The 16,169-nt window shown below is 44.6% G+C and carries 14 protein-coding genes; 7 read left to right on the top strand and 7 right to left on the bottom strand.

Annotated elements, in window-relative coordinates:
- The first annotated feature begins 88 nt into the window (after window positions 1–88).
- Window positions 89–898: a calcium-binding protein gene (locus Q5691_RS22355; protein ID WP_333311025.1), complete on the top strand. Its 810-nt coding sequence runs from the start codon at window positions 89–91 to the stop codon at window positions 896–898.
- 60 nt (window positions 899–958) lie between these two features.
- Here Q5691_RS22355 and Q5691_RS22350 read toward each other — a convergent pair whose 3' ends face one another.
- Window positions 959–1,966 carry an NAD(P)-dependent alcohol dehydrogenase gene (locus Q5691_RS22350; RefSeq protein ID WP_333216096.1) on the bottom strand — a complete coding sequence of 336 codons (1,008 nt, stop codon included), beginning with the start codon at window positions 1,964–1,966 and terminating at the stop codon, window positions 959–961.
- A gap of 174 nt (window positions 1,967–2,140) precedes the next feature.
- On the bottom strand, window positions 2,141–2,944 hold the full coding sequence (locus Q5691_RS22345; protein ID WP_333216094.1) for an SDR family oxidoreductase: 804 nt from the start codon (window positions 2,942–2,944) through the stop codon (window positions 2,141–2,143).
- Between the two features lie 420 nt (window positions 2,945–3,364).
- Between Q5691_RS22345 and Q5691_RS22340 the strand changes: the two genes are divergently transcribed.
- Window positions 3,365–4,291 (top strand): DMT family transporter, encoded by a 927-nt coding sequence (locus tag Q5691_RS22340; RefSeq protein ID WP_333347146.1) that lies wholly within the window; start codon window positions 3,365–3,367, stop codon window positions 4,289–4,291.
- Window positions 4,292–4,482: 191 nt separating this feature from the next.
- A complete protein-coding gene (locus tag Q5691_RS22335) occupies window positions 4,483–5,340 on the top strand; it encodes an Hpt domain-containing protein (RefSeq protein ID WP_333216090.1) in 858 nt (285 codons plus the stop codon).
- 135 nt (window positions 5,341–5,475) lie between these two features.
- On the opposite strand, the gene Q5691_RS22330 is transcribed toward Q5691_RS22335, so the two are convergent.
- On the bottom strand, window positions 5,476–5,850 hold the full coding sequence (locus Q5691_RS22330) for a hypothetical protein (protein WP_333083474.1): 375 nt from the start codon (window positions 5,848–5,850) through the stop codon (window positions 5,476–5,478).
- A gap of 488 nt (window positions 5,851–6,338) precedes the next feature.
- Between Q5691_RS22330 and Q5691_RS22325 the strand changes: the two genes are divergently transcribed.
- From Q5691_RS22325 to Q5691_RS22315, 3 genes are all read left to right on the top strand, one after another.
- The gene (locus Q5691_RS22325) at window positions 6,339–8,861 is read left to right on the top strand and encodes an ATP-binding protein (RefSeq protein ID WP_333347143.1); all 2,523 of its coding nucleotides are present in this window, start codon (window positions 6,339–6,341) and stop codon (window positions 8,859–8,861) included.
- A 123-nt stretch (window positions 8,862–8,984) separates the two neighbouring features.
- Entirely contained in the window at window positions 8,985–10,448 is a 1,464-nt protein-coding gene (locus Q5691_RS22320) for a CIA30 family protein (protein ID WP_333216086.1), read from the top strand.
- Between the two features lie 265 nt (window positions 10,449–10,713).
- A complete protein-coding gene (locus tag Q5691_RS22315) occupies window positions 10,714–11,592 on the top strand; it encodes a sugar ABC transporter permease (protein ID WP_333216084.1) in 879 nt (292 codons plus the stop codon).
- A 197-nt stretch (window positions 11,593–11,789) separates the two neighbouring features.
- Here Q5691_RS22315 and Q5691_RS22310 read toward each other — a convergent pair whose 3' ends face one another.
- The 4 genes from Q5691_RS22310 to Q5691_RS22295 all read right to left on the bottom strand — a co-directional run bounded on the left by Q5691_RS22310 (window position 11,790) and on the right by Q5691_RS22295 (window position 15,145).
- Window positions 11,790–12,491, bottom strand: coding sequence for a DUF4079 domain-containing protein (locus tag Q5691_RS22310; protein ID WP_333311029.1), 702 nt, complete (start codon window positions 12,489–12,491; stop codon window positions 11,790–11,792).
- Between the two features lie 346 nt (window positions 12,492–12,837).
- A complete protein-coding gene (locus tag Q5691_RS22305) occupies window positions 12,838–13,485 on the bottom strand; it encodes a YHS domain-containing (seleno)protein (protein ID WP_333347140.1) in 648 nt (215 codons plus the stop codon).
- A gap of 77 nt (window positions 13,486–13,562) precedes the next feature.
- On the bottom strand, window positions 13,563–14,408 hold the full coding sequence (locus Q5691_RS22300) for a cytochrome c biogenesis protein CcdA (RefSeq protein WP_333216078.1): 846 nt from the start codon (window positions 14,406–14,408) through the stop codon (window positions 13,563–13,565).
- A 200-nt stretch (window positions 14,409–14,608) separates the two neighbouring features.
- A complete protein-coding gene (locus Q5691_RS22295) occupies window positions 14,609–15,145 on the bottom strand; it encodes a thioredoxin domain-containing protein (RefSeq protein WP_333216076.1) in 537 nt (178 codons plus the stop codon).
- Window positions 15,146–15,490: 345 nt separating this feature from the next.
- On the opposite strand from Q5691_RS22295, the gene Q5691_RS22290 reads away from it, so the two are divergent.
- Window positions 15,491–16,105 carry a cupin gene (locus tag Q5691_RS22290; RefSeq protein ID WP_333347137.1) on the top strand — a complete coding sequence of 205 codons (615 nt, stop codon included), beginning with the start codon at window positions 15,491–15,493 and terminating at the stop codon, window positions 16,103–16,105.
- Window positions 16,106–16,169: the final 64 nt, after the last annotated feature.

Genomic DNA, 16,169 nt, shown 5'->3' with positions numbered 1-16,169 from the left:
GTCAGGAAGTAACTGTGTTCTGGCGCACCCTACTAAACTGTAGAATATTGCACAATATCCATGCTCACATCGCACAAAGTTTACAACTATGGTACTCACCCCAGATAATTCAGGCATCTCTCGTTTGGTAGGAGACAATTCTCCTGAAAATATTACACTTGCACCAGGACAACTTGCTAGTTTTCCTGGGGGACTTTGGATGGTGGGTGGCAATGATACTGTCAGGGGATCGTCAGATGCAGAACGGATTTTCGGCAACGATGGTAAAGACAGTCTGCTAGGCGGTGTCGGCAATGATTCTATTTACGCCGGCAAAGATGATGACGATGTTTTGGGAGAAACTGGCGACGATTTCTTGACAGGAGATAGAAATAGCGATTTCCTTGATGGGGGTGCGGGAAATGATTTGCTGCGCGGAGGACAAGGTGTTGATTTGTTACTGGGCGGTGACGGTAATGATACTTTAATTGGCGACAGAGATATCGATATTTACCAAGGTGGTGCAGGTAGCGATGTATTTGTTTTGAGAGTCGATCAAGCGGGAATCCGAGTAGTTGGAATTGAAGTTCCTGACGCGGTAATTGTGGATTTTGATAAGTCTAGCGATTCGATTGGCATTAGTGTGGAATTTACCAGCAGCAATATCTCATTGGAAGAGGTAAGCTATAGCTTGAACGATCCGAGATTATTGCTGATCGATCCTGCAAGTATAGCCGGTGGAACTAGCTTATTAGCTAAGGGCGGCATCTCCCAGCGAAGTCTCGATCCCGATGGCAACGGTCGTGTGGAAGCTACTAATATTAGATTTGGTTTTACTAATGCTTTGTTGGGTACTATGTTGAACGTGACCCCAGCCGATTTAAATGGTCGTTTTATTAATGCTAATTCTTTGCTTTAATTCGTTGCTTATATATCTTTAGTAGGGTGCGCTAGGCGCACCTTACCCATTAACCATTATCTAACTCACTGTCAAAACTGCGCGATAGCGTACTTGATTGTCGCGGACTTTCTGAATGGCTTCATTCGCTTGTGCGATCGCAAAAACTTCGACAATCGGCTCAATCTCAAACTTCTCTGCAATTGCCAGCATTTCATTAATCATAGCGCGACCGCCGATGAGAGAACTCACAATTCGGCGTTGCTTTACCAGCAGCGAAAATAACGGAATGCTCAAAGGTTCGTCGGGAACTCCCACAAAAGCAAGCGCACCGTTAGAATCGAGAAAATCAATGTACGGAACCCAATCTAAAGCAGCAGGAACAGTGCTCAACAAAATATCTAATTTGCTGCTGGGGGCTTGAGGAATTTCGCCTTTTCCTACTACAATAGCTTCGTCCGCCCCCATTTTATGTGCAAATTCTGCCTTATCTTGGGAAGTAGTAAAAACTGTAACGCGGTTGCCTAATTTTTTCGCAAATTGTACCGCCATGTGTCCCAAACCACCGATGCCGAGAATGCCAATTTCTTGCCCGGAACTCATCCCCGCATTTCGCAAACCGGCGTACACCGTAATTCCGCCGCACAACAGCGGCCCCGCTACGTTGGAATCGATGCCTTTGGGAATAGGAAAAGCAAAGCGGGAATCTACCATCAAATAATCGGCAAAACCGCCCGGGCCTGTAACAATTAATCCCTGGTTTTCATCGCAGAGATTTTCGTTACCCCGCAAGCAGTCGCAGCACTGCAAACAAGACGACCTTTGCCAACCGACACCAACGCGATCGCCCACTTTTAAATGAGTCACTTGCGGCCCTATTTCTGCCACTTCTCCGATAACTTCGTGGCCGGGAACGAGGGGATATTTGGCTTGACCCCAATCGTTGTCAATCATGTGCAAGTCAGAGTGACAAATGCCGCAGCTTAACACTTTTATAAGGCATTCATGTACTTTTGGAGGTTCGACATCGAATTTGTATTCTTCAAGCAATCCGCCTGTTTTTTTAACTGCTAGTGCTTTGATTTGCATTGTGTATTTCCTGGTTTGTTTGCCATTATAGTGTTCGGGCCGCTTTCCCAGTCTCTTTCTTTAGTTGTATATATTCAAGGGAAGCTTCAACTAGGAATCAGGCGCGTTACTAATAATTTGTCCGGTGCGCCCTGGGTACTTTACTAATTACCAATTATCCATTACTAATTAGTCTCACAACTTGCCTTTTTCCATTGCCCACTGCATCAAACCGGGGAACAACCGATAAGCTTCCGATGCCAAAAAAGCAGGGCCGACGGTAACTTCTGCACGCTGATTCTTCACAGCATCCCAGATAGCTTTAGCAATATCTTCTGGCTGAGTTGCCCACTCAGATTTCAGCATTTTGCTCATTTGCTGGCGGCGCAATTCGACTGCGGGTTCGTCTCGATCGCGAAATTGAGCTCTTTCTAAAAAATCGCTGTTAATCAGGCCCGGATGCACGGCGCAAACGTGAATACCTTGAGGCGCTAATTCCAATCGCAAAGTTTCTGTTAAACCGGTTACTGCATATTTGCTGGCGCAATAAGCAGTCATTTGAGGCAAAGGCATTTTGCCACCAATGGAACCAACATTGACTATTGTCCCAGTTTTTCGTTCCAAAAAATGTGGCAATATTTCTTGAATTGTGTTAACGCAGCCCCAAAAATTGGTATTCATTAATTGCTGCCAGTCTTCAGAGGTAGTGTGCTCGATCGCCCCCGTGAGACAAATGCCAGCATTGTTAACTAAAACATCGATGTTGCCGCAGGCATCTAGGGCTTTTTGGACGATCGCGCGCACTTGTTGAATGTCGCCGACATCCCCCGGAATAGCTACAGCGGAAGTGCCTTCTCGCTGGACTTGAGCCGCTGCTGCTGCCAATCTCTCTGGCTGGCGAGCCACCATCACTACATCGTAACCTTTGCTTGCAAATAAAATTGCTGTTGCTTTGCCGCTTCCTTGAGAAGCGCCTGTAATCAAAACTGTAGGAGCCATAGATAGTTATAAATTGTAATATCAATTCCGGCTGAACCGGAATGAGTGTTGACTGTTGACTGTTGACTGTTGACTGTTGACTGTTTGAATAATACCGATGCAACCGGAAACGAGATGATTCGGACTTGTTTGATGTTGAATTTTGTAGGCGGGTTCGCAAACAATAATTGCCCGTAATATACAATTTTATCAACCCGCCCTGCCCCTACTATACATTAATATTTCTTGGATATGGGAATTTTTTAAGAATGGCGATCGGTTTTTTTTTAAACGAACCACGAAGACGCGAAGGACACGAAGGAAGAGAGGAGAAGAGAAGGGAAGAGAAAGTCTTCAGAAAGTGTTCAGCATTATGTGAAAATTGCTATATAAATTTTCCCAATGCCCAATGCCCAATGCACAATGCCCAATACCTAAAAAATGAATCTTCCGAAACAAGCACCTAATTGGTCGATCGCCCTAGTGTTAATTATCGGGGTTTTAGCCGTCTCAACTTCCTCAATCTTAATTCGGCTGGCTAACTTTTCAGCGGGGGCGGGCGGTTTGGGTTTCAGTCTGGTGCTCGCGGCCTCTCGTCTGACTTTATCTGCTTTAATTCTGCTTCCGGCTTGGCGAAAAATTCAGTGGAACGCCCTGCAACCGGGGGCTAGGCGCTATGCTGCTGCTGCGGGTTTGTGTCTGGCCCTGCATTTTGCCCTCTGGATAACCTCACTTTCTTATACTTCGATCGCCGCCTCGACTGCCCTCGTCACCACTAATCCTGTCTGGGTAGCGCTGTTGTCGCGCTTCTGGTTCGGTGAAAAACTTAGCAAACTGTCGATCACGGGCATTACTATAGCCCTGACTGGGGGAATGGCGATCGCTCTGGGAAGTGCGAGTGCAGCCGATGCTGGCAGCAGCCAACTGCTTGGCGATTTCCTTGCTCTGGCTGGTTCCTGGGCTGTCAGCTTGTATTTGCTGCTGGGGCGGGAAGCTCAGCGGCGGGGACTGGGAATTGGTGGCTATATCGCGATCGCCTATACTATTGCTGCGCTCGTACTGCTGCCTCTCCCCTTCGCCTTCGGCACTACTTATACTAATTACCCCGACATTGTATATTTTTATATTTTGTTAACGGCCGCTTTGCCTCAGTTAGTCGGCCACACCATTTTGAACTGGGCCGTAATGCAGATTTCCCCAACTCTGGTAACTCTTGCCATCTTGTTTGAACCGGTTGGGGCGAGTTGGTTGGGTTATTTGCTGTTTGGGGAAGTGCCCGCGCCGGCGGTACTCGCAGGTGCTGGGGTGCTGCTGTTGGGGGTAGCAACCGCTACCGTCGGAGCAAAAAAAATTACTGTCAACAGTTAAGAGTTAACTGTTTTCGACATTGCCACTACACTTGCCGTGAGTCAGAATAAAACAAATTAGGGCTTAAAAACAAAAATAACTCGTCGCTTAAATATTGGTTCCAAACTCTCAAATGTCTGACTAATGACTAATGACTAATGACTAATGACTAATGACTAATAATACTCGGTTGCCTTTAGGAGAATAAAATTATGCTGCCAGAACAACTACAGCGGATCATCGGCTACTTTATCGAAGAAGCCACAGAACAGATCCAAATTATCGAACAAGGCTTGCAAGATCTGCAAAATACCGTGCCAGCTCCCCAAAGAATACACCAGCTCATCCGAGCCTCGCACTCGATTAAAGGGGGAGCAGCTATGCTCGGATTTAGCAGCATTCAGCGCATTGCTCATCGCTTGGAGGATTATTTAAAGCTGCTCAGAGAATGTCCGATCGCCATTGATAGCAGGCTAAAATCGCTTTTAAGCGAAGTTTTTGATATTTTAGTAGCCCTTGTGTCCAAGGTTTCTAAGGGTTTTGGGCTCAAGCACGAAGACGCAAACCAAATGCTCTCCCTCGTCGAACCGGTTTTTGACGAACTCGACGCTTACCTGAGATTGCGAATTCCCACTCGCCTGACGGTGAGAGCTACTACGGACGAACATATTCACGTTTTCTCCGGTTACTGCACCTCCCTGAGCGAATTTTCCTCGGCTATTGCTTCGGGCGTCGGTTTGCTGGGAGGCACTATTACCCGCCACGATCAGGATAGCCAGGGCCTACGCCTTTGTATTGACATTTACCTGCCGCCTTACACTAGGATCGAAAACATCCGCCAAGCTGTCGAATTCTCCGGCGCTATTATCGGGAATGTTCAGACGCAGCGCGACTTTTCGCTGCTGGCGACTGCGGATTATCCGGTTTACCAAAGTACGATCGAACCTCCCGCAATTTGCATCGGATGCCGCTACTATTACGGCAGAAGCGATGGCGGCTACCTGCTCAACTGCACGATCCATCCCCGCGGCCCGGAAGCAGAAGATTGTCGCGATCGCGAACCGGAATAAGCGCTGAAAACTCAGCCCTCAGAAGCACGATTTGTTTTCCGACAAACTATTCTGAAACCCATATTTTCCCTGATTTTTTTCACATTACCCCCTGCCATTTTTTGTTGAGTTGCTAGATAGCTATATCTGTCTCTCTTAGACAACTACATCCTTCTTCCTTCTGAAATATCCCCTAACAACTGATACCGCAACTCGAATTAATTGCATCATGCTTGCAGGATGAGCGATCGCCCAGACATTGATTGTCAGACAAGTAATTGCCATAACTAGCAAGATGTATGTCGGAGGCATTACTACCCCGATCGCGAACCAGGTAAAAACGTGAAATATCATTGCTGTAGCCCAAAGGCTGGCCACAGCGACAGACGCCCAAATTTGCATTCGAGGTCGGTTTAGTCCTATCAAAATCGCTGTATGCAAAGTAGTCAGCAAGTTTGCCGGAACTAAAAAGGCACAGATAGCTATGCAGTAGGTATGAGAAAATTCAGTAACTGTATTGAAGTCGATCATCAGTCTAATTGTCGGGCCTGTTGGGTATACTTAAAGAGCTTAGCGTGACTTGACTTTCAGATCTTGTCACCCTTACCTTAACTTAATATTTCAGTAAGTAGGCCGCTCTGGAGACGCATTTCTCTCCCCCTTTTCCAGCAGGCAAAATTTTACCACAAATATTAAAGTTTTGGGAAATTATTAAACATACTAGAAGAATGGCAACAATTGCTATGATAATTAACATCGGGAAGCGATAGTATAGAAGAGCCAAGTCGGTAAAAATTCTAGAACGCTGAGGCGGCTTAAACATCAACACATACTGCAGGCTGGTTTTCGACTAAATCATTTTTGATTCGCTGAGTATCGGGTGATTGATTCTCCGTGTCCGTCAAGGGATCGAGCCATTATGCGATCGAACAATATGAGATTTTTATGGAAAAGCCAATTTGCTCTCAAATCTCAAATCAATAGAACCTCTCGAAATTTTACAGCGGAAGACAAAGAAAATGGATCTACAAATCACAATTCCCGCACTCGAAGAAGTGGACTTGACAAACTGCGACAGAGAACCCATTCACATATCGGGGCACATTCAGCCACACGGGGTTCTACTTGTTGTACGAGAACCTGAACTAGAAATACTGCAAGTCAGCGAAAATACGCAAGATTTGTTAGGAGTAGAGCCGGAAAGTGCGATCGGTCGAAATTTGAGCTTATTCTTCAATCGAGTTCAACTAAAAAAACTCAAGCTTTGTTTGTGTAATGAAAACTTAAAAACCGTTAATCCCATCAAGCTCTCTGTCATAAACAAAGGTAAATATTTAGAATTTGACTGCATCCTCCACCGAGTAGAAGAAGTATTGATGGTCGAGTTGGAATTAGCCACCAGCCCAGAAAATCTTTCTGTTTTTAGTTTTTATCATTCAGTGAGAGCCACTATCAGCAAAATTCAAAGCGCCCAAAATCTCAAGGAATTATCTCAAATAACTGTAGAAGAAGTCAGAAAAATATCTGGTTTTGATAGAGTCATGGTCTATCAATTTGACCACGAAGGCAACGGCGCTGTAATCGCTGAAGACAAAGCAGAAATCCTGAGTCCTTTCTTAGGATTAAACTACCCAAGTTCAGATATTCCCAAACAAGCCAGACAACTGTATGCGTTAAATTGGCTGAGGTTAATTCCAGATATCAATTATCAACCAGTCCCCCTTGTTTCAGGAAATAATGCTGTCACGACCCAGCCCCTCAACCTTAGTTTCAGCGTATTGAGAAGCGTTTCTCCCATCCACATAGAATACTTGCAAAATATGGGCGTTGCAGCTTCGATGTCAATCTCATTAATCAAAGACAAAAAACTGTGGGGATTGATTGCTTGCCACAACTATACACCAAAACACCTCAACTATGAATTGCGCGCAGCCTGCGAATTTATCGGGCAAGTAATGTCCTTAGAACTGCAATCAAAAGAAGGAAACGAAGACTACGACTACAAACTACACTTAAAATCCATTCAAACCAAGATTTTTGAAGACATATCCACGTCCGAAAACTTGTCAGAAGTGTTAGTTAAATGTCAGCATAATTTACTAGAAGCAGTCAACGCCCAGGGAGCCGCAATAGTATTTGGAGACAATTGCTATCAAGTAGGGCAAACACCTCAAGGAGAAGCGCTCAAATACTTAACTAATTGGGTGCAAGAGCATTTAAATAAAGAAATTTTTTATACAGACTCGCTCACCAAATGCTATCCAGAAGCTGAGGAATTTAAAGACACGGCCAGCGGGTGTTTGGCGATAGCAATATCGCCAACTCAGAAAATATACGTTTTGTGGTTTCGCCCGGAAGTAATTAAGACCGTAAATTGGGCGGGCAACCCCAACAAACCAGTTGAAACCGATGAAGATGGCAACCCTCAACTGTCTCCTCGGAAATCCTTCGAGCTGTGGAAAGAAAATGTGAGGTACAAATCGTTGCCTTGGAAACAATGCGAAATAGACGCTGCATTGGAATTGAAAAAAGCAATGATTAATATAGTGCTGTGTCAAGTCGATAAACTCGAAAAATTAAATACAGCACTAGAAGCATCAGTCGCCAGAGAACGCGAAAAAACTGCTAATTTAAAAACAGCGATGTCCGAGCTTAAGCGGGCGCAAACTCAATTGGTGCAAAGTGAAAGAATGTCAAGTTTGGGACAGTTGGTGGCGGCGGTAGCTTATGAAGTCACTAACCCGATTAACTTCATCTACGGCAATCTTAGCTATGCTAATGAATATAGTCAAAAAATGATCAATTTATTGCAGCTTTACGAGCAGCACTATCCGTCGCCTTCGCCAGAAGTTCAAGCACAAATAGAAGCAGTAGAATTAGAGTTCATAGTTGAAGACTTACCCAAGTTGCTGGGCTCAATGAAAGTAGGAGCTAACCGCATCCGCGAGATAGTTCAGTCGCTGCGAAACTTCTCTAGAATTGACGAAGCAGAGATTAAACCAGTTGACATTCACGACGGATTGGACAGCGCTTTATTGATTTTGAGCAACCGACTCAAACCGAAGCCCGATCGCCCTGCAATTCATCTCATCAAAGAATATGGCTCTCTGCCTTTGGTTGAGTGTTACGCAGTTCAAATAAACCAAGTATTTATGAATGTACTGACAAATGCAATTGATGCTCTCGAAGATGCCTTTGTCAACAATAATTTATCGTGGCACGGCGGGGACAAAGAAGAGCCAGTTAAGTACGGACAAATTCGGATTGTGACTGAACTTTGTCCCGAAGAAAAAGCCGTAGCAGTTCGGATCAAGGACAACGGTTGGGGCATGGAAGAAAAAGTTCGCCAGAAAATTTTTGAGCCATTTTTTACCACAAAACAGGTGGGCAAAGGTGCGGGGATAGGTTTGACCATTAGCCACGAAATTGCGGTAGAACAACACGGTGGCAAATTGACTTGCATTTCAGCCCCCCGAGAGGGAACCGAGTTGATTATTGAGATTCCCTTGAGCCAAACTCATCCCACACCCATTGTCAAGTGAAAAAAAGTCCGCGCTAGCGAAGCTATCCCCAAGGCTAGGAAATCGCCCCAATTCAAAAATCGAAAATTCGATTAAAATACAAAAGCAGCTAAGTAGATTTGAGCCAATTCAGAGGAAGCTAGTATGACTGAAAAAAAAACCGCCCAATGGGATGCCGGCCGGTTTCTCAAAACCTTGGCTTATTTCGGCGTCATTCCCTTCATTGGCAGCATTAGCTGGCTGCAACAACTCTTTGGAAGCAGCAGCAAAACTAAAAAAGACCAACCTAAACTGATACTGGTAGCCGGTGCTACCGGCGGCGTCGGAAAGCGAGTTGTCAAGCGGCTGCAACAGCGGGGATATAGAGTGCGAGCCCTCGTCAGAGATACCAAAAGAGCAACAGAAATTCTCGGCAAAAATGTCGAGTTAGTCGAAGGAGATATCACTCTCCCAGAAACCCTAACACCGCTAGTAACCGAGGGCGTGGAAGCAGTTATCTGCTGTACCGGCACTAAAGTTCAACCAGTAGAAGGAGACACCCCAACCAGGGAAAAATACTATCAAGGCATCAAATTTTATATGCCGGAAGTTGTGGATGTTCCCGAAATAGTCGAATACAAAGGCCTCAATAATTTAGTGCAAGCTGTTCGCCGCCAGCTAATTCAAGCAGGCGAAAAAATAATTTTCGACTTCACAAAACCCAGCCAAGATTTAAAAGAAACTTGGGGTGCGCTAGACGATATCGTGATGGGTGGCACCAGCGAAAGTTCGATTCGGCTGACAGACAATACAGCTATATTCACAGGCAATGTTTCTACTGCCAACTCGGGCGGCTTTGCTTCGGTGCGTACCCGCAACTTTGATCCTCCGCTTAATCTCACAGGATTTAGCGGCATCCAACTACGTGTCAAAGGGGACGGCAAGCGCTACAAATTGATTGTTCGCAGCGAAGCTAAATGGGATGGAATTGGCTATTGCTATTCGTTTGATACTGTTTACAATATCTGGATTACTGTCACTGTTCCTTTTGATGAGTTAATTCCAGTATTCCGCGCCAAAACTGTCAAAGATGGCTCTAAATTTGATGCCAGCAGTATTTTTTCTTTTCAGTTAATGTTGAGCAAGTTTGAATATGATGGCGCGCTCAACCCGAAATTTACACCGGGTATTTTTCAACTGGAGTTAGAATCTATTAAAGCTGATGGGGGACAGACTTTGCCGCGATTTGTGATGGTGAGTTCGGCAGGAGTTACCCGCCCAGGTCGCCCCGGAATTAACTTGGAAGAAGAACCGCCGGCAGTCAGGATGAATGATATGTTGGGGGGAATTTTGACTTGGAAGTTGAAAGGGGAAGATTGTGTGCGATCGAGCGGCATACCTTATACTATTGTCAGACCCTGCGCTTTGACTGAAGAACCGGGAGGCAAAGCTTTAATATTTGAGCAAGGAGACAATATTAGGGGCAAAGTTAGTCGGGAAGATATTGCAGAATTGTGCGTGGAGGCTTTGGAACAACCTCAAGCTTGCAACGTTACTTTTGAGGTGAAAGAGGGGGAAAATGGCGGTTCTCCCGGAGACTGGCAGGGTTTGTTTTCGGGAGTTAAATAATTATTATTTGTAGGGTCGAAGTCTAGATCCCCCCTAACCCCCCTTAGTAAGGGGAGGACAAGAAATCGTTTCAAGGACTCAGCGCTGGTGCGCCGAATAGTACCCTACAAATGCGAGTTTTCTAACTGGTTCCCAGGCATAGCCTGGGAATCAATGTCCAGAGGCTCTGCCTCGCTTGTTAGTAGGAAAATTGGAGGCCGAGCCTCCAGATATGCGTTACCAGGCAGAGCCTGTTAACGAGTAAAGTTACCAATTACCAATTACTATGTCTGTGACTTTTTCCCGACGCTATTTGACGCCTTATTTGTTTTTACTTCCGGCTTTATTTATTTTGAGTTTGACTGTTTTGTGGCCGGCGGTGCAAGCTTTTTATTTGAGTTTTACTAATTACGAATATGATTTAACTCAAATGCCACAGTGGGTGGGTTTAAAGAATTTTAACAGGTTGTGGGGCGATCGTACATTTTGGCAAACTTTGACGAATACGCTGCTGTATCTTACCTGCGTTGTGCCTGTGTTAGTTGTTCTACCGTTGGGAATGGCGATTTTGTGCAACCAAAAACTTAAGGGGATGAACTGGTTTCGTGCAGCATACTATACGCCGGCGGTGATTTCAATGGTTGTCGCTGGGATTGCTTGGAAGTGGCTGTTTGCTGAGACTGGATTGCTGAATCAGTTGGGGGAATTGTTGGGTTTGCCTCCTGTTTCTTGGCTGGCTAATCCGAAGTTAGCAATCTTTAGCGTCATGGCGGTTACTATCTGGAAAGGATTGGGTTATTACATGGTGATTTATTTGGCAGGGCTGCAAGCTATTCCGGCAGAACTTTATGAGGCGGCTGCTATTGATGGTTCTGATGGTTTGGGAAAGCACTGGGATATTACTGTGCCGCTGATGAAGCCTTATTTAGTTTTGGTAGCCGTGATTTCGGCGATTTCTGCTACTAAGGTTTTTGAAGAAGTTTATATTATGACTCAAGGCGGGCCGCGAAATAGTTCTAAGACTGTTGTTTATTATCTTTACGAACGGGCTTTTAAGGATTTGGAAATTGGCTATGCTTGTACGATCGGGCTGGTTTTGTTTTTGCTGATTTTGGGTTTGTCGATTTTGCAAGTTAGCCTTCAGGGTTTGACTCGCAATGATTAATATTGGTGACAGATTGGTAGTGATCCAGATATTGCAACATTCTCATCTCAAGAACAGGCAAGATGCCTGTTCCACAATACATAAAATCTCCAAAACAGGCAAGATGCCTGTTCCACAATACATGAAATTCCTTGTGGGGTGTCCCGCCGGCTCTAATTTCTCCTAATTTTAGACTTGAATATCGATAAGGCCATCGCTCACGGCTTTGGGCAGGTTTTATTGGCGAAATCACAGGTATAAATATAGGGTTTCTGCCAGTTCAAAGGAATTTCTAATAAATCCCTGGTTCCGGTCATTCCCTGTCCCAGAAAGAGCAGCACAGCGATCGAGTTCAATATCACATGGATAGTGCGCCAGCGATTTGAGCGGTCTTTGTAAATGTCTTCAATGATGGCAAGGGAAAAAACCATAATTAGCGCAGCGGTGATGCCAATGTAGTAGTGAGACCAATACCATTCATTGGTTCGCCGATAAACGCCATCTTGAGTGCCAAGAATCACCAAACCAGTACCTGTTAGCGTTGCGAATATGCCACGCCATAAAGCGGGTGTAGCTCGATAAAGCATCACCAAAGAGGCGATCGTTGCAACAAACATCAGCACAATGAAAATGACCTGAAACGAGTTTTTGCTCCAAACATCCTTGCTCAAAATATGCTCAAAAATCGGGTAGGCGAGACCCAACAACGTCACTCCTACCACAGAACCTGACAGAATTCGACCTGCTTTGACGTGTTCTGGACCGACTACAGGTGGAATTTTGCTCTTGGTGTCGATCGCAATTTGCTTCCGACGCTGCATGGTTTGCCACCCCATATTGAGAACAACACCAAGCATAGGAAAAACAATCGCTACAGCTAAAATAGGATGCAGCAAACCCAGAAAATCTTTAAATTCCATAAATAACCTTTTTGTTGAGGAGGGTTGGCTTCATCAACCCGGTTTTTGCCATACATAATATCATATCCGGCCATCTAACCACAGTAATTTTGTAGTCAGGACTCATAGTAATTGTTCATCTGCCTAGAGATAACTGAAGTCCTGACTACAAACACGCTTTATCAAGGGTAACTCACCGGAAATGTTGATAAATCAGAAAATATAGCAATTGTCAATTGGGTGAGGTACAGCTTTCTCAATTACGCAATTACGCAATTACAATTACCTTCTTCTCAGGGAAATGAAAACTGCTGGTGATAATCTAAGTGGCAGTTAGCGCCGACTAATTGCCTTCATCACTTTGAGCTTAGCGCAACAGTTCTTTGTTATTCAGAATAGCCGGCCAATTTTTGTTTCCTGAAAAAATGTGACCAGGAATATCCCCCATCCATTGTGCTTGTACTGTTTTATCGTAGTTGAGATAAAGCTTCCCATTAACGATTTTCCAGGCGTCAGGCTGGGTGACAACAAGATTTCCTTCACTGGTACCCTGGGCGCAATATCCACCGTATTGAGGAGCATACTTTTCAGGATTGTTGGCAAACATATCACGGTTTGCTGCACTAGCAAACATCCAAGTTGTTCCACCCCAATTATGTTTAAATTGGCTAACTCCCATAACTAATTTGCTTTGGGTGAAATAGGCTACGACATCCTGACCATCAAGAGCCACACCGTTTTCGGTGTAGAATTGAGGATGAAGGGTTGTTGTGCTGCTTTTACCAGCACAAGGATTGGCTTTACCCGCGCAAGGATTTTCTTTACTCGCGCAAGGATTTTCTTTACTCGCGCAAGGATTGGCTTTACCGGCGCAAGGATTGGATTGTGCAACCTTGGATGAAACGGTTGTAGAGTTTAAGTTTGTGGAAGCCTTGGAATTGGCGTAGCTAAAATTAGTTGTTACCAAACCGAGAATGGTGGCAATGGCGATCGTGCTAATATATTTTAGTTTCATGTGTCTAATTTCCAGATCAGCGGTTCAGAGTATTCTTTTTTTAGGTGGGCGTACTTACTTAAAAGCCTTCACAAATCTTACAAGAACCAGCGAGTACCCTCAATTATGTAATACAAACCTGTCAGAATTAGAGCGATACTGCCAAATCGGAGAATTGACTCGGAATGCTGCATCAAAGTCTTAGCTTGCTTGGCAAAACCTGTCAATAGACTGGCAAGAAAGATGATGATTGTATATCCCAGAGCATAACAGATCATGGTCAAGGTTCCTAGCAATTGTGAACCAGTCGCCGCTGCCGCTGCCAGTACAGCAAATAAAACCGGGCTGGCACAGGGAGAACTCACCAAACCAAATGTCAATCCTACCCCATATGGTCCCAAATTTGAAGCATTTATATTGACTCCTGGTAAAGGCAACTTCACAATTCCTAGCAAGCTCAAACCCATGATAAAAATGATGGTTCCTACAACAATGTTGATGTACCCCCGGTAATCAACCATCACAGCCCCGGCAAAGGAAGATGCCAGCCCGAAAAAGCTGAGAATTGTCATAACTCCCAACACAAATAAACTGGCTTTAACGAAAGCATCTCCCTTGGAAGTGATATTACGAGTACCAATGTAGCTCAAATTAACGGGTAACATTGCCAGAATACATGGTGAAATGCTGGCGATTAAACCACCGATAAACGCCAGGGAAAACAACATCAGTGGGTTGGCTGTATCTTGCTGAATAAACCATTGCTGATAGCGGTTTTCAGTTACCGAAATTAGATGTTCAATCGCCTGAGAAATGGGGCCTGTGATGACCAATGCAAGCACTAAGCTCAGGACTACCAATCCACCCCAAAATAACCATCTATTCGGAAATTTGAAAACTTTGGGGGTTTTGGTTTGGGACTGAGGCTTTTCAAGATTTGTCATGGGTTTCTCCTGAAATAAATATTTAATCTGCTTATACCAATTTCATGTGAAGTTGCACCTATCCCTATGCCCCTCTAAATTCCCCTTAATAAGGCGGACTTTGAGTACGCTATTGTCCCCCCTTTATTAAGGCGAGTTAAGGGGAATCGGGATATGTGCAGCCTCATAAAAACTTGGTATTACCGAGAATCTGAAACCAGCTATTTTTTGGCAAGCGCCTGATCCAGCACGGTTGTATAGGTAGATTTGTTAGGATTGTTACGATGCTGCGCTAGAATATTTCCTGTGGCAGGGTCGATGATGGTTAGACTTCCCGTTTGAGACTTATTTGCCGCTAAAAATTGGCTGAGTCCTAACTGTTTCGCTGTCGCCTCTGCTTTAGAAATGGTTGATTTATCTGTCATATCTAGCACGACAAAATGCACTTTTCCTGCATATTGCTGTTTCAGTTGGGAAATGGTAGGGGCAATGTTTTTGCAGCCAGCACACCAGCTTGCATAAATGTCAACCACAACAGGCTTTCCTTGCAATTGTTTCGCTAGTGGACCTCCTACGTTTCCTTGCTTTGACGCGCAGGGATTTTTGGACGCGCAGGGGTTTTTGGACGCGCAGGGATTGGTTTGCGCGATCGCATTATTAGGTGTAGCAGAGGTGTTGAGTGTCGTTGCAGTCACAAGCGATAATGTAAGCACCAAACTACTTAGACATAAGCTGAGCCATAATGCTGGTTTACGCATATTCAACCTCCAAAATCTAGGGTTTATGTACAAGAGGGATAGTAGAAAACTTTTTGAGTCTCAATCCGGCTGCCTCTATGAATTGAGATTAACTGCATTTGATTCTAGAAATATGAGTGTAAGATGAAGAGCAGATGGATTTTGGATAAAACCATGAGCAGTTACTAATTGGTCAGCAAAATTTCGTTTGGGATTGCCATATCCATTGATTTACGTGGTTCTTCAGCTAAAATTTATCTGTGCCTTATGAACAGATCATCTAGTTGCAAGGAATGTTTTATAGAGTGGAGATTAAACCTGACTATATTTTAGTAGTGCAGTAATTTAACCGCGAGTTGAGCAACGATGACAGGAAAAAATTGGTTAGTGACTGATGATGGGCAGTGCCATGTTTGTGAGGCTACAAGTCAAATTGAAGATTTGACCAATCCCTACCGACTTTACCGCTTTTTAACTGACTTGGAAGATGTATTAGAGCAAATAAGTGATGATTATTTACGACTCCAGGCAATTTGTCCCCTTGTCCGCAGGTTGTTAGATAGTTCCTCCTGGTTTCAAATTGCTCTCCTTGAGCCTGACTCTGAGACAGGCTGGGCCGTACAAACACTGTATGATGAACCATTTTTTCCTCTGACCGTGCAGTTGGTCGCTTGGGTTCCGGGTGCAGTTTCTCCGATTCATAATCATGCCAGTTGGGGACTGGTGGCGCTACTTGATGGACAGGAGAAAAATACTTTTTGGCAGCGATCGCCAACTCGCAAGTTTCCAGATCAAATCACAACAGTAGGAGATATTTTGATAGCCCCTGGTGACGTTTTGTGCTTCATGCCAGATGCGATTCATCATGTGGAAGCACTCGGAGATAAACCAACCATTAGTTTTAATCTTTATGGTGTAACAGATTACGATCGACGATTTGAGTTTAACCAGATTAAAGGTACTGCGGACCTGGGGGGGTGACAAAGAGGCCTAGGAGATAGACCGAATCAGGGTTGCAGCCCGCATACCTTGTTGATAAAAGCGA

Source organism: Microcoleus sp. w1-18aA5, from assembly GCF_036701705.1.
Classification (GTDB): domain Bacteria; phylum Cyanobacteriota; class Cyanobacteriia; order Cyanobacteriales; family Microcoleaceae; genus Microcoleus.
This window is presented reverse-complemented; position numbering and strand designations above follow the sequence as displayed.